The sequence below is a fragment of the Nocardioides marinquilinus genome (genome assembly GCF_039543705.1).
Classification (GTDB): Bacteria; Actinomycetota; Actinomycetes; order Propionibacteriales; family Nocardioidaceae; genus Nocardioides; species Nocardioides marinquilinus.
This window is the reverse complement of sequence record NZ_BAABKG010000002.1, coordinates 408,321-428,958: the sequence shown is the minus strand read 5'-3', so window position 1 is coordinate 428,958 and position 20,638 is coordinate 408,321. Positions and strand designations below refer to the sequence as shown.

At 75.2% G+C, this 20,638-nt stretch carries 23 protein-coding genes; 12 read left to right on the top strand and 11 right to left on the bottom strand.

The window, feature by feature from the left end:
- The first annotated feature begins 29 nt into the window (after positions 1 to 29).
- On the top strand, positions 30 to 944 hold the full coding sequence (locus tag ABEA04_RS08065; RefSeq protein WP_345456697.1) for a hypothetical protein: 915 nt from the start codon (positions 30 to 32) through the stop codon (positions 942 to 944).
- 44 nt (positions 945 to 988) lie between these two features.
- Here ABEA04_RS08065 and ABEA04_RS08060 read toward each other — a convergent pair whose 3' ends face one another.
- A complete protein-coding gene (locus tag ABEA04_RS08060) occupies positions 989 to 2,152 on the bottom strand; it encodes a site-specific DNA-methyltransferase (protein WP_345456694.1) in 1,164 nt (387 codons plus the stop codon).
- Between the two features lie 18 nt (positions 2,153 to 2,170).
- Here ABEA04_RS08060 and ABEA04_RS08055 point away from each other — a divergent pair, with 18 nt between their 5' ends.
- The 4 genes from ABEA04_RS08055 to ABEA04_RS08040 all read left to right on the top strand — a co-directional run bounded on the left by ABEA04_RS08055 (position 2,171) and on the right by ABEA04_RS08040 (position 7,253).
- Entirely contained in the window at positions 2,171 to 2,914 is a 744-nt protein-coding gene (locus tag ABEA04_RS08055; RefSeq protein ID WP_345456691.1) for a matrixin family metalloprotease, read from the top strand.
- A gap of 49 nt (positions 2,915 to 2,963) precedes the next feature.
- A complete protein-coding gene (locus ABEA04_RS08050) occupies positions 2,964 to 4,535 on the top strand; it encodes a CocE/NonD family hydrolase (RefSeq protein ID WP_345456688.1) in 1,572 nt (523 codons plus the stop codon).
- Positions 4,536 to 4,616: 81 nt separating this feature from the next.
- Positions 4,617 to 5,873: a phosphodiester glycosidase family protein gene (locus ABEA04_RS08045; protein WP_345456685.1), complete on the top strand. Its 1,257-nt coding sequence runs from the start codon at positions 4,617 to 4,619 to the stop codon at positions 5,871 to 5,873.
- Positions 5,874 to 5,972: 99 nt separating this feature from the next.
- Complete coding sequence (locus ABEA04_RS08040) at positions 5,973 to 7,253, top strand: phosphodiester glycosidase family protein (protein ID WP_345456682.1); 1,281 nt, start codon at positions 5,973 to 5,975, stop codon at positions 7,251 to 7,253.
- Positions 7,254 to 7,257: 4 nt separating this feature from the next.
- Here the strand turns inward: ABEA04_RS08040 and ABEA04_RS08035 are convergent, their stop codons facing one another.
- Positions 7,258 to 7,806: a hypothetical protein gene (locus ABEA04_RS08035; protein WP_345456679.1), complete on the bottom strand. Its 549-nt coding sequence runs from the start codon at positions 7,804 to 7,806 to the stop codon at positions 7,258 to 7,260.
- Positions 7,807 to 7,844: 38 nt separating this feature from the next.
- Entirely contained in the window at positions 7,845 to 9,083 is a 1,239-nt protein-coding gene (locus ABEA04_RS08030; protein WP_345456677.1) for a glucose-1-phosphate adenylyltransferase, read from the bottom strand.
- Positions 9,084 to 9,136: 53 nt separating this feature from the next.
- Between ABEA04_RS08030 and glgA the strand changes: the two genes are divergently transcribed.
- Positions 9,137 to 10,327: a glycogen synthase gene (gene glgA, locus ABEA04_RS08025; RefSeq protein ID WP_345456675.1), complete on the top strand. Its 1,191-nt coding sequence runs from the start codon at positions 9,137 to 9,139 to the stop codon at positions 10,325 to 10,327.
- A 262-nt stretch (positions 10,328 to 10,589) separates the two neighbouring features.
- Here the strand turns inward: glgA and ABEA04_RS08020 are convergent, their stop codons facing one another.
- The 5 genes from ABEA04_RS08020 to ABEA04_RS08000 are packed head-to-tail and all read right to left on the bottom strand — an operon-like array spanning position 10,590 to position 13,594.
- Positions 10,590 to 11,345: a hypothetical protein gene (locus ABEA04_RS08020; protein ID WP_345456672.1), complete on the bottom strand. Its 756-nt coding sequence runs from the start codon at positions 11,343 to 11,345 to the stop codon at positions 10,590 to 10,592.
- 51 nt (positions 11,346 to 11,396) lie between these two features.
- Positions 11,397 to 12,062 carry a SprT family zinc-dependent metalloprotease gene (locus ABEA04_RS08015; RefSeq protein WP_345456669.1) on the bottom strand — a complete coding sequence of 222 codons (666 nt, stop codon included), beginning with the start codon at positions 12,060 to 12,062 and terminating at the stop codon, positions 11,397 to 11,399.
- Between the two features lie 10 nt (positions 12,063 to 12,072).
- Positions 12,073 to 12,714, bottom strand: coding sequence for an alpha/beta hydrolase (locus tag ABEA04_RS08010; protein WP_345456667.1), 642 nt, complete (start codon positions 12,712 to 12,714; stop codon positions 12,073 to 12,075).
- The gene (locus ABEA04_RS08005; RefSeq protein WP_345456665.1) at positions 12,711 to 13,391 is read right to left on the bottom strand and encodes a DUF6629 family protein; all 681 of its coding nucleotides are present in this window, start codon (positions 13,389 to 13,391) and stop codon (positions 12,711 to 12,713) included. The genes ABEA04_RS08010 and ABEA04_RS08005 overlap by 4 nt, the downstream gene beginning before the upstream one ends.
- Positions 13,391 to 13,594, bottom strand: a complete 204-nt coding sequence (locus tag ABEA04_RS08000) for a hypothetical protein (RefSeq protein WP_345456663.1) — start codon at positions 13,592 to 13,594, stop codon at positions 13,391 to 13,393. The genes ABEA04_RS08005 and ABEA04_RS08000 overlap by 1 nt, the downstream gene beginning before the upstream one ends.
- Positions 13,595 to 13,611: 17 nt before the next feature.
- Between ABEA04_RS08000 and ABEA04_RS07995 the strand changes: the two genes are divergently transcribed.
- On the top strand, positions 13,612 to 14,238 hold the full coding sequence (locus ABEA04_RS07995; protein WP_345456661.1) for a hypothetical protein: 627 nt from the start codon (positions 13,612 to 13,614) through the stop codon (positions 14,236 to 14,238).
- Positions 14,239 to 14,436: 198 nt separating this feature from the next.
- Here the strand turns inward: ABEA04_RS07995 and ABEA04_RS07990 are convergent, their stop codons facing one another.
- From ABEA04_RS07990 to ABEA04_RS07980, 3 genes are all read right to left on the bottom strand, one after another.
- Positions 14,437 to 14,772 (bottom strand): TraR/DksA family transcriptional regulator, encoded by a 336-nt coding sequence (locus tag ABEA04_RS07990; protein WP_345456659.1) that lies wholly within the window; start codon positions 14,770 to 14,772, stop codon positions 14,437 to 14,439.
- A 20-nt stretch (positions 14,773 to 14,792) separates the two neighbouring features.
- Positions 14,793 to 15,317, bottom strand: a complete 525-nt coding sequence (locus tag ABEA04_RS07985; RefSeq protein ID WP_345456657.1) for an excalibur calcium-binding domain-containing protein — start codon at positions 15,315 to 15,317, stop codon at positions 14,793 to 14,795.
- 164 nt (positions 15,318 to 15,481) lie between these two features.
- Entirely contained in the window at positions 15,482 to 16,663 is a 1,182-nt protein-coding gene (locus tag ABEA04_RS07980) for a T3SS (YopN, CesT) and YbjN peptide-binding chaperone 1 (protein WP_425577012.1), read from the bottom strand.
- A gap of 89 nt (positions 16,664 to 16,752) precedes the next feature.
- On the opposite strand from ABEA04_RS07980, the gene ABEA04_RS07975 reads away from it, so the two are divergent.
- The 5 genes from ABEA04_RS07975 (at position 16,753) to ABEA04_RS07955 (ending at position 20,634) form a co-directional block, all read left to right on the top strand.
- Positions 16,753 to 18,222 (top strand): gamma-glutamyltransferase, encoded by a 1,470-nt coding sequence (locus ABEA04_RS07975; RefSeq protein ID WP_345456654.1) that lies wholly within the window; start codon positions 16,753 to 16,755, stop codon positions 18,220 to 18,222.
- Positions 18,223 to 18,339: 117 nt separating this feature from the next.
- Positions 18,340 to 18,675 (top strand): WXG100 family type VII secretion target, encoded by a 336-nt coding sequence (locus ABEA04_RS07970; RefSeq protein WP_345456652.1) that lies wholly within the window; start codon positions 18,340 to 18,342, stop codon positions 18,673 to 18,675.
- A complete protein-coding gene (locus tag ABEA04_RS07965) occupies positions 18,672 to 18,965 on the top strand; it encodes a WXG100 family type VII secretion target (protein ID WP_345456650.1) in 294 nt (97 codons plus the stop codon). The genes ABEA04_RS07970 and ABEA04_RS07965 overlap by 4 nt, the downstream gene beginning before the upstream one ends.
- Positions 18,962 to 20,320 (top strand): WXG100-like domain-containing protein, encoded by a 1,359-nt coding sequence (locus ABEA04_RS07960; RefSeq protein ID WP_345456648.1) that lies wholly within the window; start codon positions 18,962 to 18,964, stop codon positions 20,318 to 20,320. The genes ABEA04_RS07965 and ABEA04_RS07960 overlap by 4 nt, the downstream gene beginning before the upstream one ends.
- Positions 20,317 to 20,634 (top strand): hypothetical protein, encoded by a 318-nt coding sequence (locus ABEA04_RS07955; protein ID WP_345456646.1) that lies wholly within the window; start codon positions 20,317 to 20,319, stop codon positions 20,632 to 20,634. Before ABEA04_RS07960 ends, ABEA04_RS07955 begins: the two co-directional genes overlap by 4 nt.
- Positions 20,635 to 20,638 lie beyond the last annotated feature (4 nt).

Here is a 20,638-nt window from a genome sequence, read left to right as displayed (position 1 = left end):
GTGGATGAAGCCGGCGACGAGGGCGGTCGATGACGCAGGGTGTGGCGGTGTCGGTGGCGCAGCGGGTGGTCGAGGCGGGCGGGTTCGCCACGCGCGCCGCCCTGGTCGCAGCCAGCTCACGCGCCGAGGTGGACCGGGCGGTGCGCGCGGGCGAGGTGGTCGCCGACGGACGGGGCCGCTATGTGACGCCGGCGACGGGCGATGCAGTGCGCGCCGCCCACCGCCTCGGCGGCGTGCTGTGCCTGACGAGCGCCGCGCTGCACCACGGCTGGGAGGTGAAGCTCGCCCCGGACGAGCCGCATGTGGCGGTGCCGCGCAACCGCAAGGTGAGCGAGTCCCGCCGAGCCGGGGTGGCCCTCCACTGGCTCACGCTCGACCGCGCCGAGGTGACCGACGGCATCGTGACGAGCGAGGAGACGACCCTGCGTCACTGCCTCACCCGGCTGCCTCGCGACGAGGCCCTCGCCGTCGCGGACTCGGCCCTGCGGCACGGCGTGCCGCCGTCGACCCTGCGGCGAGCCGTCGCGAGTGCCCACGGTCCGGGGGCCAAGCAGGCGCGCTGGGTGGCCGACCACGCGGACGCCGACGCGGCCAACCCGTTCGAGTCGTGCCTGCGCGAGATCGCCCACGACGTCCCGGGCCTGCGCGTGCGGGCCCAGGTGAGGCTGCGCGGCAGCCGCGCGACGGCTCGCCCCGACCTGGTCGACGTGGACCTCGGCATCGTTCTCGAGGCCGACTCCTTCGAGTGGCACGGTGGGCGAGGGCAGCTGGCCCGCGACGCCCGTCGCTACAACCTCCTCGTGGTCGACGGCTGGCTGGTGCTGCGGTTCGCGTGGGAGGACGTCATGGTCGACCGCGCCTACGTGCGAGACGTGCTGGCGGCGGCGGTCGGCCTCGTACAACGACGTGCCACGTCGCACGCGTGCCGCTGCGGCGCCGCATGAGGATGCGGCATCCACGGTCCCGTGACGCATCTATGCACGTCGCTCTACGACGACACCTCGGCGAAGCCGCCACCCACGACGTCCGCGACGGCGCGGAGTCGGAGGCGGGTGACGTCGGCGACGGTGGGGAGGCCGGCGGTGGCGGCGCGGGAGCCGGGGCGCGGCGGCAGCCCCACCTCGATCGACAGGCAGGTGCGGGTGCCGCCGTCGGCGGCGTTGGCGAGCGCGACGGCGTGGCCGGTGGTGCCGCTGCCGGCGTACGGGTCGAGCACGCGGACGTCGTCCGGCATGGTCGCGAGCACCCGCAGCAGCAGGCCGGTCGGCTTGGGCGTCTCGAAGACGTGCCCGACCAGCGCCTTGAGCTCGGCGACCGCGGTGTCGGTGGAGCCGACCTCGTCGGCCAGCCAGATGGTGCGCAGCTTCTTGCGGCGCCCCGGCTCGAGCCAGTCGCGCTGGAACACGTCGACGCGGTCGCCGGCCCGCCCGCGCACGAGGCGGCACTCCAGGTCGGCCGGCCGCGCCTCGACCAGCGGGGCGCTCCACCGCCACACCGCCGGGCTGCCGTCGCCGAAGACCGGCAGCACCTCGACGGCCCCGTCGAACGGCGCGGTGGCGACCGCCCCGGTGCCGGGGTCGCCCCACAGCGCGAAGTGCATCGTCGGCGCGGTGACCGGGTTGAACCGCTTGTTGGTGTTGCGCAGCGGCAGCCGCCGGAACGGCCGCGGGTCGGCGCCGTCGCGGTGCGGGAAGTCGCGCGCGTCGACCGTCTGCGACGTCGAGGCGTCGAGCACGCACGCCCCAGGGTCGCGCGCGTAGACCAGCAGGTACTCGTGGCTGGTCGCGAACCCCCGCCCCAGCTGGCGGCCCTTCGGGTTGAGCCCCACCACCACCTGCGCGAGGAAGGCCGACTCGCCGAAGACCTCGTCCATCAGCAGCCGCAGGTGGGCCACCTCGTGGTCGTCGATGCTGACGAACACCGCCCCGGACGGCGCCAGCACCCGCCGCACCTGCTGCAGCCGCGGCCGCAGGGTCGCCGTCCACGCCTCGTGACCGCCGGCGTCGTCGGCGTAGGCGAAGGCGCTGCCGGTGTTGTAGGGCGGGTCGAGGTAGGCGAGGTCGACGCCGCCGTCGGGCAGCGCGGCGAGCACGTCGAGGTTGTCGCCGACCGCCAGCCGGTTCGTGACCTGAGCGTCTCGACCTTCCCCCACCGGGTCATGATGGACGACGTGGCCCTGACCCCCCAGCGCGAGCGCACCGTGACCATCGTGTCGCTGGTGCTCACGCTGGTCGTGCTCGGCGGCTACGTCACCTTCAGCGACGGCCCGATCGGCACCGCCGTGCGCGGCGTGCTCGGCGTCGACGGCCGCGAGCGCCCCGCCGTCGAGGCCGACGGCACCGGCGAGTACGCCTTCCTCAACGAGCAGCCGGGCAGCGACGAGCCGGTCGGGTTCAGCCCGTGCCGGCCGATCGAGTACGTCGTCAACCCCGACCACGCCCCCGAGGGCTGGCAGGACTACGTCGAGACCGCGATCGAGGAGGTCGGCGACCGCACCGGCCTGCGCTTCGACTACCAGGGCACCACCGACGACCGCGACTTCGCCGACCGCGTGGGCCCCGGCTCGCGCGCCCGGCCCGCGCTCATCGGGTGGGCCGACGAGGACGAGGTGGGCGACCTGGCGGACGACGTCGCCGGCGTCGGTGGGCCGACGATGGTCACGATCGGCCGGCTGCGCGCCTACGTCACCGGCTCGGTCGTGCTCGACAGCGACACCACCGACCGGCTCGCCCGCAGCCCCGGCGGCGAGCAGATGCAGGTGGCGCTGCTGATGCACGAGCTCGGTCACCTCGTCGGCCTCGACCACGTCGACGACCCCGACGAGCTGATGTACCCCCGCGGCATCAGCCGCGCCGGCTTCGGCCCTGGCGACCGCGAGGGGCTCGCGCGCCTGGGCGCCATCGACTGCCGCTGAGTGCTGTTACCGCGGGGTAACCAACGCCGCGGCGGCTCGTTGGACGAGCATGCCCCGCCGCACCACCACCCTCGCCGCCGCGCTCGCCGGCGGCCTCGCCGCCGCCGTCCTGACCGCCGCCCCGGCCCCTGCGGTCGCGCCGTCCGCCGCCCCGGCGCCAGTGCCCCCGACGGCCGTCACCACGACCGACGGCTGCGTGGCCAGCGTGCCCGAGCCGGGGACGACGCAGCCGGTGCGCATCTGCTACACGGTCTTCCGGCCCGCCGGTGCCGACGCCCGCCACCGCGTGCCGATGGTGATGCACAGCCACGGCTGGGGCGGCTCGCGCACCACCGACCCGGCGGCCTTCCGCCGCTTCACCGACGCCGGCTACGGCGTCATCTCCTTCGACCAGCGCGGCTGGGGCGAGTCGGGCGGCTACGCCCACGTCGAGAACCCGCGCTTCGAGGGCGCCGACGTGCGCCGCCTGGTGCGGCTGGTCAGCCGTCTCGCCTGGGTGCGGCAGGACGGTCCGGGCGACCCGCGGCTGGGCGCCATCGGCGGCAGCTACGGCGGCGGCTACCAGTTCGTCGGGGCCTTCGAGGCGCTCCGGCTGCGCGGCAAGCCGCTCTTCGACGCCCTCGCCCCCGAGATCACCTGGAACGACCTGCCGCGCACGCTGGCGCCCCGGGACGTCGTCCGCACCGAGTGGGCGCTGGCGCTCGGCGCGGCGGCGGTGCCGTCGAACGCGCTGCCGCCGAAGGTCTACCTGGCGCTCGTCGAGGGCGCCGCGACCGGCCGCTGGCCCGACGGCTCGGTGCCCGGCGAGGAGGACCTCGACGCGTTCTTCGGCCACAACGGGCCGCGCTGGCACGTCGGCCAGGGACGCCGCCTCGACATCCCGGTGCTGTTCGGCCAGGGCACCACCGACACGCTCTTCCCGCTCGAGCAGGGCCTCGCGAACTGGCACACCGCGATCACCGACCGCGCCCGCCGTCACAGCATCTTCGTCGGCTACAACGGCGGCCACGTGCTGCCGGCCGTGCTGCCGCAGGGCGTCGACGTCACCTCCGACCCGTGCAGCCGCAGGCTCGCCGGCGGCGACTTCGAGCGCCTGACCCTCCGGTTCTTCGACGAGCAGCTGCGCGGGCGCGACCGCGACCTGCGCGGCTACGGCCGCGTGCACCTGGCCACGCCGGCCTCGCAGTGCGTCAGCGTCGGCTCGGTCGCGGCGAACGCCACCCGTCGGGTCGGCCGGGTCGTGAGCACCACCGCGGCCGGCGTCCCGCTGGCGCACGAGGTGGCGGCCGGTCCGATCACCGTGGCCGGGACGCCGTACCTCACCGCCCGCGTCACCGCCGCGGGCCTCGACAGCCGCACCTTCATCGGCTTCGCGGTCGGCACCAGCCCCGCCGACGCCCGGCTGGTGCAGAACAACGTGCTGCCGCTGCGCGAGCGGCGTCCGGTCACCGGGGTCGCCCGGCGGGTGGCGCTGCCGTCGGTGGCGGTCAGGGTGCCGCGCGGCCAGAAGCTCTTCCTGCTGGCCTCGCCGGTGAGCGACACCTTCGTCGGCATGGGCTCGCGCACCCCCGGCGTGGTGGTGCTCGACGGCACCGTCGTCCACCTGCCCGTGGTGCGCTGACCGACCGCCGAGCGGACGCCGCCCGCCACGCGGGCGCCGCGAAAGCCGCCGATCGCGGCCCGCGCTTCCTACCCTGGGGGCGTGCGACCCTTCCCCTCGCTCGCCCTGGCCTGCCTGTGCCTGGCCGCCCCCGTCGTGGCGCTCCCCCCGGCGTCCTCGGCCGACGACGACCGGCCGGCCCACGCCAACCCGGCGGCCGGCATGCCCGACGGCACCGTGCTGGGCACCGACCGGCCCCAGACCAGCGACGGCGTCGTCGGCGAGGTGGCGGCCGACGTCCCCCGGCTGCTGCGCGGCCACCGCACCACCGCGAACCTGAAGCGCTGGCGGGTGCGTCCCGGCGTGGCCGTGACCACCTGGAACGAGCGCGACGCCCGCGGCCCCGTGCGCTTCTCGATGATCACCGTGTCGTGGAACGCGCGCGGCGTCGGCCTCGACTACGCCAACGCGGGCCCGGTGCGCCGGACGGCGCCGGTGCGCGCCATCGTGTCCCGCGCCGGCGCCGTTGCCGGCGTCAACGGCGACTTCTTCGACATCGGCGACACCGGCGCCCCGCTCGGCATCGGCCGCGACCGGGAGCACGGACTGCTGCACGGACGCCGCGCCGGCTGGAACTCGGCGTTCTACGTGAGCCGGCACGGCGTCCCACGCATCGGCGTCCTCGAGACCCACGCCCGCGTGCGAAACCGGCCCGGCCTGCGCATCACCAACGTCAACTCCCCCGAGGTCGCCGTCGGCGGCATCGGCGTCTACACCTCCCGCTGGGGGCACACGGCCGGCTACCGGGTCACCGGCGGGCAGCGCCACGACGTCCGGATGGTCGTGGTGCGCGAGGGCCGCGTCGTCCGCAACACCCACCGGCTCGCCAGCGGGACGCCGGTGCGCGGCACCGTGCTCGTCGGCCGCGGACCGGGCGCGCGGCAGCTCTACGGGCTGAAGCGGGGCACGCGGGTGCGCGTCTCGACCTGGCTCGACGGCCGGCCGCGCCTGGCGATCACCGGCAACACGTTCCTGGTGCGCGACGGCCTCGTGACCGTCGTCGACGACCGCGAGATGCACCCCCGCACCGCCATCGGCATCGACCGCGACAGCCGCACGCTGATCCTGCTCACCGTCGACGGCCGGCGTGCGACCAGCCGCGGCTACACGATGGTCGAGCTGGCCGAGAAGATGATCGACCTCGGCGCCGAGGCCGCCCTCAACCTGGACGGCGGCGGCTCCACCACCATGCTCGCCGGCCGCCCCGGCCAGCGCCCCGGCCTGGTCAACTCCCCCTCCGACGGCGTCGAGCGCCGGGTCGCCAACGCCGTCGTCGTCACCTACCGCCCGCCCCGCTGAGGCCCGCCGTCCGCGACCTGGTCTGAACCAGTGGCCGCGCGACGGGGCCAATCGGACCGAACCGCCGCGGGGGCGGCCTTCCGCTCTCTACCGTGAGCCGTGCTCTCCCGCCCTGCGCTCGCGCTCGCCTGCGCGTCCGCGCTGACCTCGGCCCTCGTGCTCCCGGCGGCCGTCGCCGGCGACCTGCACCGGACGGCCGGCATCGGGCCGGTCGAGACCACGGCGATGACGGCCGTCACCGCCGTCGCCGCCGGCGCGGACGGCCGCAGGGACGCCGGCGCCGACCCCCGCACCGTCGCACGGACCCGCTGGGTGCCGCAGCTGCCCGAGGTGCTGCGCACCCTGCCGCCCCGGTCGCAGGTGACCTCGCGGCGCATCGTGCCGGGCGTCGTCGCCACCACGTGGGGTGAGCGCACCCGACGCGGGCCGGTGCGGTTCGCGATGGTCACCGTGCGGTGGCGCGCGGCCGGCGTCTCGCTCGACTACGCCAACGCCGGCAAGGTGCGCGACGCGGCGACGGTGCCCTCGATGATCGACCGCGACCGCGCGGTGGCGGGCATCAACGGCGACTTCTTCGACCGTGACGGCACCGGCGCGCCGCTCGGGCTCGGCATCGACCGTGAGCGCGGACTGCTGCACGGCCGCACGCTCGGCTGGAACTCCACCTTCTACGTCGGCCAGGACGGCGTGCCCGACGTCGGCATGCTCAGCACCCACGTCACGCTGCGCGAGCGTCCCGACATCCACGTCGCCAGCGTCAACGCCCCCGAGGTGGCCCCCGGCGGCGTCGGTGTCTACACCCGCGCCTTCGGCCGAGCCGCCGGCGCAGAGGTGACCGACGGCCACCGGCGCGACGTGCGCGCCGTGGTGGTCCGCGACGGCCGCGTGGTCAGCAGCTCGGCCCGGCTGCCCGAGGGCCGCGCGATCGACGGCGTGCTGCTCGTGGGCCGCGGGGCCGGCGCGCGCCGGCTCGCCACGGTGAGGCGGGGCAGCCGCCTCACGGTGTCGACCTCCGTCGACAAGCGACCCCTCATGGCGATCACCGGCAACACCTTCCTGCTGCGCGACGGGCGCATCCGGGTCGCCGAGAACCGCACGCTCGAGCCGCGCAGCGCGATCGCCATCGACCACGAGAGCCGCACGGTGATGATGCTCGTCGTCGACGGGCGGCAACCGCGGGTCAGTCGTGGCTACTCGATGCTCGAGCTGGCCCGCAAGCTGCGCGCGCTCGGCGCCGACGACGCCCTCAACCTCGACGGCGGCGGCTCCTCCGTGCTGGTCGCCCGCCGTCCCCACACCGCGGCGAGGCTGGTCAACAAGCCGTCGAACGGCCTGCGGGCGGTGCCCAGCGCCGTCGAGGTCGTCTACCGCCCCCGCTGAGCGTCTAGTCGGGGACGACGGCGACCACGACCGTCGTCACCGGGGCCAGGCAGTTGGGCAGCGGGTTCGCGACCTTCTGCGCCTGCACCGCGAACCCGTCACCGGACGGCGTGATCTCCACCCCGGGCGGCACGTCGCAGCCCAGGCCCACGACGGCGGCGTAGGCCGTGCCGCGGGTGGCGGCGTCCTCGACGCCGGCGCGCACCGTCTCGGAGAAGCCGGCACGGCGGCTGAACTGCCCGACGAACTGCTCGAGCGCGGCCGGGTCGTCGACCTCGACCAGCGTCTCGTCGCCCTCGCCGCCGACCGCCGTCTCGTGGAGCAGCCCGACCACCTCGGGCAGGGCGACGGCCGGCTCGCCGGTGCCGGACGACGAGGTGGCGTCGGGCGGGTCCGACGGCGTCAGGTCGTCCGACGGGCTCGCGGTGTCGGACGCCGTCGGGTCGGCGCCGCCGTCGGCGGGCCCGTCACCGGTGTCGTCGCCGCACGCCGCGGCGAGCGGCAGCAGCGCCAGCAGGGCGAGGGAGGCGAGGGTGGTGCGGGCACGACGCATGACGGTTCGACGCCGCCGCCGGACGCCGGGTTCCGGGCTCACGCCTCGAACTGCTGGTCCTTGCCGAGCACCGTGAGGCCGTCCTGGACGACGAAGCCGCGGGCGGCGTCCTCCTCGGGGTCGACGCCGAGCCGCGCCCCCTCGGGCACGACCACGTTCTTGTCGACGATGGCGTTGCGCACCACGGCGCCCGGGCCGATGCGCACGCCGTGCATGAGCACCGCCCCCTCGACGGTGGCGCCCGCGCCGACGCTCACCGACGGCGAGAGCACCGACCGCTTCACCGTGCCGCCGCTGACCACGACACCGGGCGCGAGCACCGCCTCGTCGACGATCGCGTCGTGGCCGCCGCCCGCGACCACCTTGGCCGGCGGCTGCGGGCCGTAGGAGGTGAAGATCGGCCAGTCGAAGTTGTAGAGGTTGAAGACCGGCAGCGGGCTGACGACGTCCATGTGGGCGGCGTAGTAGGACCCCAGGCTCCCGACGTCGCGCCAGTAGCCGCGGTCGCGGTCGGTGGCGCCGGGGACGACGTTGTCCTGGTAGTCGTAGACGCCGGCGAGGTCGCGCCGCACGAACGACGGCACGATGTCGCCGCCCATGTCGTGCTTGGAGCCGTCGAGGCTGGCGTCGCGGGTGACGGCGTCGACGAGCGCGTCGGCGTCGAAGACGTAGTTGCCCATCGAGGCCAGCACCTCGCCGGGGTTGTCGGGCAGGCCGACCGGGTCGGTGGGCTTCTCGAGGAAGTCGCGGATGCGGCGCGGGTCGTCGGGGACGACGTCGATGACGCCGAACTGGTCGGCCAGCCCGATCGGCTGCCGGATGGCGGCCACGGTGCACGCGGCGCCCGACTCGACGTGCTGGGCGACCATCTGCGAGAAGTCCATGCGGTAGACGTGGTCGGCGCCGACCACGACGACGATGTCGGGCTTCTCGTCGCGGATCAGGTTGAGCGACTGGTAGATCGCGTCGCCGCTGCCGAGGTACCAGTGCTTGCCGACACGCTGCTGCGCGGGCACCGGGGCGATGTAGTTGCCGAGCATCGTCGACATCCGCCAGGTCTGGGTGACGTGGCGGTCGAGGCTGTGCGACTTGTACTGCGTCAGCACCACGATCTTGAGGTAGCCGGAGTTCACGACGTTCGAGAGGGCGTAGTCGATGAGCCGGTAGATGCCGGCGAACGGCACCGCCGGCTTCGCGCGGTCGGCGGTCAACGGCATGAGCCGCTTGCCCTCGCCGCCCGCCAGGACGATGGCCAGGACCTTGGGGCGCTTGCTCATGTGACGCACGTTACCGAGAGTGGCTACCCCCCGGGGACCGATAGGTTGCTCGCGTGAGGGTCGACGTGCTGAGCAAGGAGTACCCGCCCGAGATCTACGGGGGCGCCGGCGTGCACGTCGCCGAGCTGGTGCGGGCGCTGCGGGCGCTCCCCGACCTCGACACGCGGGTGCACGCGTTCGGCGCCGAGCGCGACGAGGCGGGGACGACGTCCCACCCCGAGCTGGCCGAGCTGGCCGGCGCCAACGCCGCGCTGCGCACCCTCGGGGTCGACCTGACGCTCGCCGCGGCGTGCGAGGGGGCCGACCTCGTGCACAGCCACACCTGGTACGCCAACCTCGCCGGTCACCTGGCCGGGCTGCTGCACGGCGTCCCGCACGTCGTCTCGGCGCACTCGCTCGAGCCGCTGCGGCCGTGGAAGGCCGAGCAGCTGGGCGGCGGCTACGCCGTCTCGTCGTGGGCCGAGCGCACCGCCTACGAGGCGGCGTCGGCGGTCATCGCGGTCTCGGCGGCCATGCGGGACGACGTCCTCGCGGCCTACCCGGCGGTCGACCCGGCGCGGGTGCACGTCGTCCACAACGGCATCGACACCGAGCGGTGGCAGCCGGCGCTCGACCCCGACCGGGTGCGCGAGCTGGGCGTCGACCCCGACCGGCCGTCGGTGGTCTTCGTCGGCCGCATCACGCGCCAGAAGGGGCTGCCGCTGTTCCTGCGCGCGGTGGCGCAGCTGCCGCCCGAGGTGCAGGTGGTGCTGTGCGCGGGCGCGCCCGACACCCCCGAGATCGAGGCCGAGGTGACCGCGCTGGTCGACGACCTGGCCCGCTCCCGCACCGGCGTGGTCTGGATCCGCGACATGCTGCCGCGCGACGACGTCGTCCGGCTGCTCACCGCCGCCACGGTCTTCGCCTGCCCCTCGATCTACGAGCCGCTCGGCATCGTCAACCTCGAGGCCATGGCGTGCGAGACGGCCGTGGTCGCCACCGCCACCGGCGGCATCCCCGAGGTCGTCGTCCCCGGCGAGACCGGCCTGCTCGTGCCCATCGCCCAGGCGGACGACGGCACCGGCACCCCCCTGGAGCCCGACACCTACGTCGCCGACTTCGCCGCCGCCCTCACCGAGCTGGTCGCCGACCCCGACCGCGCCGCCGCCTACGGCCGCGCCGGCCGGGCCCGCGCCGTCGAGTCGTTCAGCTGGGGCGCGATCGCCGAGCGCACGGTCGAGGTCTACCGCTCGGTGCTGGCGTAGACCCGGACGCCCTGCGGTCTCGAGGCTCGGCCGTGGCCGGCCTCGCACCTCGACCATCGTGGGGGCCGGCCTCGACGATGGTCGAGGTGCGAGGAGCCCTGGCGACGAGCCTCGAGACCCCCGGCCCACCACGCCGACCCGACCCCCACGGACCCCGACGATGGTCGAGGTGCGAGGAGCCCTGGCGACGAGCCTCGAGACCCCCCGGCCCACCACGCCGACCCGACCCCACGGACCCTGAGCCTGTCGAAGGGCACCCGCGCTACTCCTCGGTGCTGAGGTAGCGCCGGATCACCCGGCCCCGCGCGTCGGCGGCGAGGTAGGCCGTCTCGCCGAACTCGTTCGAGGCGTACGCCGAGACGCGGATGCCGTCGTCGGGCAGCCCGAGCTCGGACGGTCCGCGGACGATCACGTAGGTGCTGGTGGGGTCCTCGACCAACCGGGCGACGCGCGTCAGCAGCCGCCGCACCACGGCGGCGTCGAGGGTGGCGAGGTCGATGCGTCCGTACCGCGCGGTGCCGCGCGCGTCGTTCGACCTGAGCTCGCCGTCCCAGTACCAGGACTCGTAGCGGCGCGTCGTCGCGTCGACCGGCAGGTCGAGCACGGCGTACTCGCTGCTGAGCGTGGCGTCGAAGACCTCGGTGCCGCCGCGCTCGGTGCGCACCGCGTCGACGAGGTCGGCAAGGCCCGTGTCGGAGAGGACGTCGGGCGGTTGCGTGGGTGCGGGCGACGGGACGGCGGCCGGGTCGGTGCCGGCGTCCGCGTCGGTGCGGTCGTCGTCGTCCCGCACGGCCAGGGCCACCGAGACGACGACCGCCACGACGATCACCAGGGCGAGGAGCAGCACCCCCAGGACCGGGGCGCGCGCCCGGGTCGCGACGGGCGGCACGGGCCGGGCCTTCGGCGCGTCGACGAGCGGCCACCGTGGCTGCTCGGGCTGCTCGGGCTGCCCGGGCTGCTCGGCGGGCGGGGTGGTCTCGGAGGGCCGGTAGCCCTCCCAGCGCGGCTCGTCGGCCATGGCGACACGGTAGGGCTCACGGACGGCGCCGTCACCGGTCGATCGGGCGCCTCAGACCCGCTCGACCCACGCGAACGGCACCCGCAGCACCGCACCGCGGGTGCGCAGGTGGTAGCTGGTGCGGCCGAGCCGGACGACGCGCCCCACCCGGCCGTGGTGCTCGCCGGGGGCGGTGACCCGCACCTTCGACCCGACGCCGTGCACCTCGAGCCGTCGCCCGTCGCGCAGCCGCTCGAGCTCGGCGTCGTAGTTGGGGTGCATGGCGGCGACCCGGCCGCCGTGGGTCCAGGTGAGCAGGTGGGCGAGGTCGAAGCGGGTGGAGCAGCGACGACACGTGGCGACCCGCTCGGGACGCCGGTGCCGGTCGACGGTGTGCCCGGCCGGGCAGACCCCCAGCCACGGCGCCTCGATGCGCGGCGCGTCGTCGGGGACGCACCGCTCGCCGCTGCCGCCGATGCGCGTCGCGATGGCGCGCCAGTGGGCGTCGTGGCCGTGCCGCGGCCCGGCCAGCGCGTGCGCCACCTCGTGCAGGATCGTGTCGCGCACCTCGTCCTCGGAGTGCAGCGCGGTCAGCGGCGCGCTCAGCCCGATGACCTGCGTGGTGAACCGGCAGACGCCGGCCCGGCGCTTGGCGTGGTCGTACTCCACGCTCCACCCGGGCAGCCCGTGACGCTCGAGCAGGTGCTCGGCGAGGGCGTAGGCGTCGCGCAGGTCCACGCGCAGCAGGCTAGGCGCCGCCGCCGACAGGACCGTCAGGCCCGCCGTCACCGGTGAGCGCGTCGACCACGAAGTCGGCGGCCAGCCGCTCGAAGGTGCGGCCGTGGCGCAGCATCGCGTGTTTGCCGCCCTCGACGACCTCGTAGCGGACGTCGGCCGAGCGGGCCAGCCGGTCGGCCACCCGGCGCGAGCGGGCCGCGGGGGCGATGTGGTCGGCGTCCCCGTGCACGAACAGCACCCGTCGTCCGGGCAGCGGCTCGCCGTCGTCGGGGTAGAGCCACGCGTTGAGCGCCACGACCGCCCGCACCCGCTCGTCGGTGGCGGCCAGCAGCGCGCCCCGGCCGCCGAGGGAGTGGCCGACCAGCGCGATCGGCACGCCGTACCGCGACGAGACCTGGTCGATCGCCCACGCGGCGTCCTGCAGCGGCGTGTGCTGGGTGTCCCAGCCGCGCCAGGTGTTGAGCAGCCGGACGACGGCCAGCCGACCGTGGCCGGCGCGGGCGATGCGGCGCGCGATCGGCACCATGCGCACCACCGACAGCTGGGTGGGGCTGACCGCCGCGCGGGCCGCGCGCTGAGCGCCGCCGTGTATGACGATCACCGCCCCCTGCGGCTGCTTCGGGGTGCGGACGTCGATCAGTCGGGCGCTCACGCGGTGGCCTCCTGCAGGTCTTGTTCGGTGGCGGCAGCGCGGGCGCGGCCGAGGACGAAGGCGACGACGAGCACCGACGAGACGGCGGCGTAGACGCACCACAGCGAGGCGAGCGCCTCGGCGTAGGCCACCGCGACGACGGTGAGGCCGACGAGGTTGACGACGCCGAACCCGACGAGCAACCGGTGCCCGGAGGCCAGGCAGGCGCCCATGCAGGCGACGACGTAGGTGGAGGTCCACAGCCAGTCGTCGGGGCCGAGGCCGACGAAGTAGCCGATCGCGTGGTCGTAGGGCACGACCGTGAGGCCGTGGCGGGCCGTCGTGACCGTCATGGCCGCGGCGGTGACCGCGCCCAGCGCCACGAACGGGACGACGCGCGGCCGGGCCCGGCGCTCGGCCACCAGCCACACCGCCACCGGCAGCAGCAGCGGCAGCACCACCAGGGCGTAGCCAACGTAGACCCACGCGGCCGCGCGCGCCAGGCCGGCCGACACGTCGCCGTCCACCCCGGCCCACACGAGCGCCTCGACCAGCTGGTGCAGGCCGAAGAGCACCGGCAGGGAGGTCAGCGGCAGCAGCCGGCGGTCACCGGCCGTGGCGGCGCCCCGCAGGGCGACCACGCCCAGGGGCACGAGCAGGCCGCCGGCCGCGAGGTCGGCCTCGACGGAGAAGCACATCAGCCGGCGGCGTCCTCGTCCGTGGAGTCGGGTGAGTCAGGCGCATCGGCCTCGGCGAGCCGCTGGTGCAGGCGCTCGCGCACCTCGTCGGGGGTCACCTGCGCGCGGCGGCGCTGGTCGCGGGCGATGACCACGCCCGTGGCGGCCACGCCGGCGACCCCGGCCACGCCCAGCAGCTTCCACACCGCGCCCGGGACCCTCATGCAGCAGACTCCTCCTCGTGACCGACGCCGCGACCAGCCTCGGGCTCGACCAGGCGGTCGACCTCACCCGGACCGGCGACCTCTGGCTCTTCCGCGGGACCTCCGCCGCCGACCACGCTATCCGGGTGGTCACCAACGCCCCGGTGAACCACGTCGGCATGGCGGTGGTGATCGACGACCTGCCGCCGCTGATGTGGCACGCCGAGCTCGGCAAGGGCCTGCGCGACGTCTGGACCGGCGACCACCACCGCGGCGTCCAGCTGCACGACCTGCGCGAGGCGGTCGTCCAGTGGTGCGGCCGTTACGAGCAGCGCGCCTGGCTGCGGCAGCTCTCGACGTTCGTCAGCGCCGAGCAGGAGGCCGCCGTCCTGCGCACCATCGCCCGCCTCGACGGGACGCCGTTCCCGGCCACCGCCGCCCTCGCCGGCCGCTGGCTGCGCGGCCGCGCCCGCCGCCAGGCCGGCGTCGAGATGACCTACTGCGCCGAGGTCGTCGCCGCCACCTACCAGGCCATGGGCCTCCTGGACGACGCCCGCCCCACCAACTACTACGACCCCGGCCGCTTCTGGTCGGGCGACGACCTCGAGCTGCGCCACGGCGCCCACCTCGGCGGCGAGATCCCGGTGCACGTGCCTGTCGGCTGACGATGGTCGAGGTGCGAGGAGCCCCAGCGACGAGCCTCGAGACCCCCGGACGAACACGCCCACGCCACCCCACGGACCCCGAGCCCGTCCGACGATGGTCGAGGTGCGAGGAGCCCCGGCGACGAGCCTCGAGACCACCGGACGAACACGCTCACGCCACCCCACGGACCCTGAGCCTGTCGAAGGGCAGACCCGACCTCAGCCCACCGCCGGGCAGGACACGCACGTCCGCGCCGTCGGCCGGGCCTCCAACCGCTCCGGCGCGATCGGCCGCCCGCACCGCTCGCACACCCCGTAGCTGCCGTCGGCCACCCGCGCGAGCGCGGCGTCGACCTCGGCGAGGTGCCGCTCGGCCTGGCGCGCGAGCGTCTCGATCTGCGCCCGCTCGAACGCGATCGTCGCCCCCTCCGGGTCGTGCTCGTCGTCGGCGTTCGTGTCACGCGAGGCCGCCACCACCTCGGCGTGGTCGCCCCGCAGCGCGGCCAGCCGGGCGGCGGTGCGCGCCCGCTCGGCCCGCAGCGCCTCGTCGTCCATCACACCTGTCTACCGGGTGGTCAGAACTCGCAGACGCGTCCGTCGCCGTCGGCGTCGTCGTACCAGTCGTACTCGGGGTCGACCCCGCTCACGTAGTTGCCGTAGCCCGCGTCGTTGGCCTCGTAGCAGTAGCTGAACTGCGGGTCGGTCTGCACCACGGGCGTCTCCACGGCCGGCACCTCGGCGGGAGGGGGCGCCAGTGCCTTGGTCTTGCGGACGGCGGCCCTGACGGCGACCCGCTGGTCGGTGCGCGCCTGCTGCCGCACCGTGCGCAGTCGGGCCGTCGACCTCGCCTGCTGCTTCGCGAGCAGACGCTGGGTGCGCGCCGTGCCCCGTGCCTCTGCCTCGTCGACCGCCCGGTCGAGGTCGGCCTGGGTCAGACCCACCGGCGCCGCCTCGGTCGGGGCGGCGTCGGCAGTCGTCGTCACCGTGACCGTGGGCGCGAGGGGACGCACCGAGGCTTCGTCGTCCGGCGCCGGCTCTGCGTCACCGCCGGCGCCGGCGACGCCGATCAGCAGGCCGACGACGAGGCCGACACCCGCCACCTTCGGCCGGGTCCAGAAGGACCGGCGCGGCGGAGCGGGAGGGGGAGGGAGAGGCCGGTAGGGGTCGTACACCCGCCCTGTGTAGGTCGGCCGAGGTGGTGCGCGTGGTCGAACGCGCTCAGGATCACCCGAACGGACCAGGCACGCGGTCCGATCGGACAGCCCTAGGCACCGAGGTCGAGCGAGCCGTCGCCCGCCTCGTGCTCGGGGAACAGCGCCTCCTGGACGACGCGCGGCTTGGGCGGCAGCGGGACGGTGCCGTGGTCGTCGCACACGTGCCGCAGGCCGCGGCGCAGGGCGTCGAGCACCGTCTCGGAGTGGTGCCCGTCGAGGTGCACGAGCTCTTCGCGCACCAGGGTGAGCGTGCCGAGCAACAGCACGCGGTCGTGGTCGAACAGCTCGGCCACCACCTGCGCGCGGGGTCGCCCGAGGTGGAGCAGCTCGAGCAGCCCGACGAGGGCGAGCGCGCCGTCGTCCGCCCCCGACTCGGCGGGCGCGGGCTGCGGCTCGTCGTCCGCCTCGGCCTCGGGCTCGTCGAGGAACCGCGCGCCGCCGACACGGGCGACGAGGTCGGTGGCGATGCGGTCGACCTCGTCGACGAAGCGCCGGACCAGCAGCCGCAGCAGTCCGCCCGAGAACGGCAGCGCGAGCAGCTCGTAGCGCATCGTGACGACGTCGTCGTGCCGCAGGAAGGTGAACGGGCCCTCGGAGCGGTTGAGGATGGCCAGCTCGCGCAGCAGCCCGGCCTCGTCGGGCACGCCGTGCGCGATCTCGGCGAACAGCTCGACCGACGGCCGGTCGCGCAGCACCTTGACGAACACCATGCTCTGCCCGGCGCGCACCGGGACGTCGCCGTCCTCGTCGACGCGCAGCCGAGGGAAGACGCGCCGCATGGCGTCGAGCACGAGCGCGTGCAGGTGCTCGTGGCTCTCGGGCATCGCAACGTCGTCGTAGTCGTCGGTCGCCCCAGACCCGCGGGTCACGGGCGCGTCGACGGCGTCGACGGGCGCCTCCAGACCGGGGTCGACCTCCGGCGCACCCACCTCGAGGAGCGCCGGGTGGACGGCGTCGTGGCGGTGGCGCAGGACCTCGACCGTCGTCGCCGCGGTCTGGTCGACGCGCTCGAGCGGCAGATGGCTCACCATCTCGGGGGCGCCCTCGTCGTCCAGCAGGCCGGCGCTGAGGACGGCGACCTCGTCGGCCTGCCGCACCAGGAACACCGAGCCCCAGGCCGACCGGAGCACCAGCTCGTCGCCGTCGGCGAGTCGCTCGAGGCGGTCGGCCAGCCGCTGCCGGAACCCGCGCCACGCCGCCTCGGTGGCCTCGTCGAAGTCGCTCTCCCCCATCACGCGACCCACGCTAGGGGCGACCTCCGACAGTTCTGCGGAGCCGAGACGGCGTCCCGACGGCCACCCCGCGCCGCTAGGTTCGGCCCATGGCGACGACCACCCGCCTCGCCGTGGCGGCCCCTAGCGAAGCGGCCGCGGACGCCGGCGAGCGGGTCGCCCGGGCCGGTGGCAACGCCGTCGACGCGGCGATCGCGGCGTCCCTGGTGGCGATGGTCAGCGAGGTCGGCGTGGTCTCGCTCAGCGCCGGCGGGTTCGTCACCGTGCAGCCCGGCGACGGCGCCGACGACCCGACGCCCTACACCGTCGACGGCTGGATGGACATGCCCGGCCGCGACCGCGGCGTCGCCGAGCTGCCGCCCGGCTCCACGTGGGACGTCACCACCGACTATGGCGGCGGCGTCGACATCACGATCGGCCCCGGGTCGGTGGCCGTGCACGGCGCGGTCGCCGCGCTCGGCGTGGCCCACGAGCGCGACGGCCGCGTGCCGTGGCGCGAGGTCGTGGCCCCGGCGGTCGAGGTGGCGGGCGCCGGGTTCAGGCTCGGCCAGGCGGCGCGCTACTACCTCGACCACGTGCACGACGACATCTTCGGCTGGGACGACGAGAGCCGCGCCGCGCTCCACACCGCCGAAGGCGAGGTGACCACCGAGCCGATCGTGGTGCCCGGGCTCGCCGAGAGCGTGGCGCAGCTGGCGGCCGAGGGCCCGGCGTCGATGTACACCGGTGGTCTCGCCGAGCGCATCGGGCGCGACGTCCTCGACCGTGGCGGCCTGCTCGGCCCGGCCGACCTCGCCGCCTACCGCGCCGTCGTCCACCCGTGCGTGACCAGCCGGCTCGGCGACTGGACGCTCTCCTCCACGCCTCCGCCGTCGGTCGGCGGCGTGTGCCTGACCGCGATGTTGCGGCTGCTCGACGGCTGGTCGCCCGAGGCCCCGGACGCCGTCGACCGGCTCGTCGCGGTGCAGCGGCGGGTGCTCGGCCACCGGCTCGAGGTGCTCGACCACTCCGACGACGTCGCCACCGACGCCGCCGCGTTCCTGCAGGTGATCGAGTCGGGCTCGACCGCGCACATCTCGGCCACGGACGCCGACGGCGGTGCGTGCGCGATCACCATCTCGTCGGGCTACGGCTCGGGCATGGTGGCCGCGGGTACCGGCATCTGGCTCAACAACTGCCTGGGCGAGCAGGAGCTCAACCCGCGCGGCCTGCACGGCTCGGCGCCGGGCACCCGGTTGCTGTCGAACATGGCGCCCACGGTCGGACGCCGCGCCGACGGCGCCACGCTCGCCATCGGCTCCCCCGGCGCCGACCGCATCACCAGCGCGCTCGCTGTCGTGCTCGGCTGCTTCGCCGCCGGGGTCTCGCTGGTCGACGCCGTGAACCACCCGCGCGTGCACGTGCACCGCGCGGGGCGGCCCGACGAGGTGGTGCGCACCGAGGCCGAGCCGTCGATGTACTTCGGCGGGGTCGGCGCCACGCTCGCCGAGCCGGGCGGGCACCTCGTCGCGGCTGCCGACCCGCGCCGGGCGGGCGCCGTCCGGGTGGTCGGCGGCTAGCGCTCGCGGCGCACTCACGCAACCGCGCGGCGTCCCGCTGTGGACGACGTCCGGCGTTCTCCACAGATCGCTGCGACCCTCTCGCGCGGGGGTGATCGGCCCACGCAGGCTGCAGGCATGAGCACCGCACCGACCGGCGAGCTGGCCCTGCTGCACCCCGAGGTCGCGGCCGCCGTCGCCGAGCTGCGCGACGTGGCCGACCGTCTCGTCGCCCGCCGCCGCGCCACCGACCGCGCCGTCGACGTCCTGCTGGACGGCGGCTGGTCGAGCCGCGCGTCGCTCGCGTTCGCCGAGGGCTGGCAGGAGTGGCGTTCGGGGTGTGACGAGGTGGTGGCCGCGCTCGCGACGATGGCCGAGCTGGTCGCCGTCGCGCGCAGCCGGGCCGCCGAGCAGGACGACGCCGCGGCGGCCGGGCTCCGCGCGCTCACCGTGTCGCTGGGGGGCGCACGGTGAGCGGGCGGCTGCTCGTCGACCTCGACCTGCTGCTCGAGACGGTCGAGGCGCTCGAGCACTGCGAGCGCGACGTCGACGAGGGTCTCGACGACGTCGTCCGGCGGGTGCGGCGGTTGCACGAGTCGTGGTCGGGGCGGGCGGCGGAGGCGCAGGCGGGCGCGCAGGCGCGGTGGGAGGCCGGGTTCGCGCAGATGCGCGAGGGCCTGGCGACCATGCGCACGGCGGCCAGCACGGCGCGCGCCAACTACGGGGCGGCGGTGGAGGCCAACCTGCGGATGTGGTCGCTGTGAGCCACGTGGACGTCGACGGCGTGGGCTACCGCGAGGCGTCCGGGGTGCTGGCGGCGGCCAACCGCGCCGGGGCCGGCTACGCGGCCGCCCTCGGTGACGGCCTGGCGGGCACCGGCGCGATGGCGGGCGACTCCTCGTTCGCCTCGCACTTCTCCCCCGCTTACGACGAGGCCGCCGGCGCGGTCGTGAGCGCCGTCGACGTCGCCGTCGAGGCGCTCGGCTCGCTGGCCGCGCTGTCGTGGCACTCGATCGAGAACCACCGGCGTGCCGACGCGGCATCCGTGCTCGGTGGCGCCGACGGCTCGACGCTCGAGCCCCCGGCCGCGCTCGCCCTCGCGGCCGCGCCCGACACCCCGCCGCCCCCGCCGTCCGAGGGCGGTGACCCGTCGTCGCTGCCGGGCTGGGCGAACGCCATCCTCGACCACCTCGAGGGGTTCCTCTGGCCGGACGCCGACGTCGACCGCCTCCGCGCGGCCGCCACCACCTGGCGCACCGCCGGCGACCACGTCGACGACCTCAACGACCGGTTGCTGGAGTCCTCGAACCACCTGTGGCGCGAGCGCTCCCCCGAGGTGCCGCTCGCGCTCGAGGTGCTCGAGGGCCTCGGCCGCTCGCTGTTCGACATCGCCTGCGCCTGCCGCGAGCTCGCCACCGCCTGCGACGACTACGCCGACGCCGTCGAGGCCCAGCGCGAGGCGATCCTCGAGCTGGTGCGCGACCTCATCCGCGACGCCATCCTCATCGCCACCGCCGGCTTCATCATCGGCTTCGTCACCGGCGGCGGCAGCAACGCCGTCGCGGCCTACATCAACAGCGGCAAGCTCGCGGCCGAGACCCCCAAGTTCATCGCCATCCTCGACACCCTCCGCGCCGCCGCCGCCGTCTCCTGCGCCGGCCTCGGCAAGACCACCACCAACGTCTGGGCCGTCTCCGTGGACGTCGCCCACCTCGCCCGCGCCACCCCCGTCGTCTCCGCCGCCACCCACGCCCCGGCCGTCGTCCCGCGGATCGGAGGTGCCGAGCGCATCTACGGCGTCTCGACCGTCCGCGACGCCGGGGCCGTGGCCAGGATGCGGCGCATCATCGGCGATCCACGCCGCCTGGATCCTCACAGCCTGCAGGGGATGGACCGACGCGATCTCGAGGACCTCATGAGCCACTGGAAGTCCCGGCCGTCGTCGGACGGCGTCGGCATCGTCTACGAGGACCCGGTGCTCCGCGGTCGACAGATCCGCGTCATGGAGGGCTACCCGCCCGGCAGTCGGCCCGACCCGATCACGCTCGGCGACTACGTTCAGGTCTCGCAGAACGGCGACAAGACCAAGGTGGCACTGAAAGGAAATCCGACGCTATGAAGGACGACGAGCTCCTTCGCGTTCTTCTCGACGACGTCGAGGAGACCTACGCGACCGAAGGCTGGTTCCCGCTCTATAACCTCGCATGGGCCCTGCGCGGCATCCTCCCCTCGATCCCGCCTGAGCGGATCGAGCTGCTCAGCCGACAGGCGTACGACCTCTTCACTCGTCGACACGACGTGCGGCTCGTCTGGGGTCGGTGGCCCCTCTCGAACGGCGAGATGTGGCCCGCACAGCCCGGCACGCCCCTCGACTTCGACCTGGACCCCGAGGGCGACGTGAACGAGCCACTGCTCGTCTTGGTCCCGGCGTGAGCGC

Bases quoted from the DNA above. Each gene is read 5' to 3' on its own strand.
- ABEA04_RS08065 (WP_345456697.1), top strand. From the start codon at position 30: ATGACGCAGGGTGTGGCGGTGTCGGTGGCGCAGCGGGTGGTCGAGGCG.
- ABEA04_RS08050 (WP_345456688.1), top strand. From the start codon at position 2,964: ATGCCCCGCCGCACCACCACCCTCGCCGCCGCGCTCGCCGGCGGCCTC.
- ABEA04_RS08035 (WP_345456679.1), bottom strand. From the start codon at position 7,806: ATGCGTCGTGCCCGCACCACCCTCGCCTCCCTCGCCCTGCTGGCGCTG.
- ABEA04_RS08030 (WP_345456677.1), bottom strand. From the start codon at position 9,083: ATGAGCAAGCGCCCCAAGGTCCTGGCCATCGTCCTGGCGGGCGGCGAG.
- ABEA04_RS08020 (WP_345456672.1), bottom strand. From the start codon at position 11,345: ATGGCCGACGAGCCGCGCTGGGAGGGCTACCGGCCCTCCGAGACCACC.
- ABEA04_RS08005 (WP_345456665.1), bottom strand. From the start codon at position 13,391: ATGTGCTTCTCCGTCGAGGCCGACCTCGCGGCCGGCGGCCTGCTCGTG.
- ABEA04_RS08000 (WP_345456663.1), bottom strand. From the start codon at position 13,594: ATGAGGGTCCCGGGCGCGGTGTGGAAGCTGCTGGGCGTGGCCGGGGTC.
- ABEA04_RS07990 (WP_345456659.1), bottom strand. From the start codon at position 14,772: ATGGACGACGAGGCGCTGCGGGCCGAGCGGGCGCGCACCGCCGCCCGG.
- ABEA04_RS07980 (WP_425577012.1), bottom strand. From the start codon at position 16,663: ATGGGGGAGAGCGACTTCGACGAGGCCACCGAGGCGGCGTGGCGCGGG.
- ABEA04_RS07975 (WP_345456654.1), top strand. From the start codon at position 16,753: ATGGCGACGACCACCCGCCTCGCCGTGGCGGCCCCTAGCGAAGCGGCC.
- ABEA04_RS07970 (WP_345456652.1), top strand. From the start codon at position 18,340: ATGAGCACCGCACCGACCGGCGAGCTGGCCCTGCTGCACCCCGAGGTC.
- ABEA04_RS07955 (WP_345456646.1), top strand. From the start codon at position 20,317: ATGAAGGACGACGAGCTCCTTCGCGTTCTTCTCGACGACGTCGAGGAG.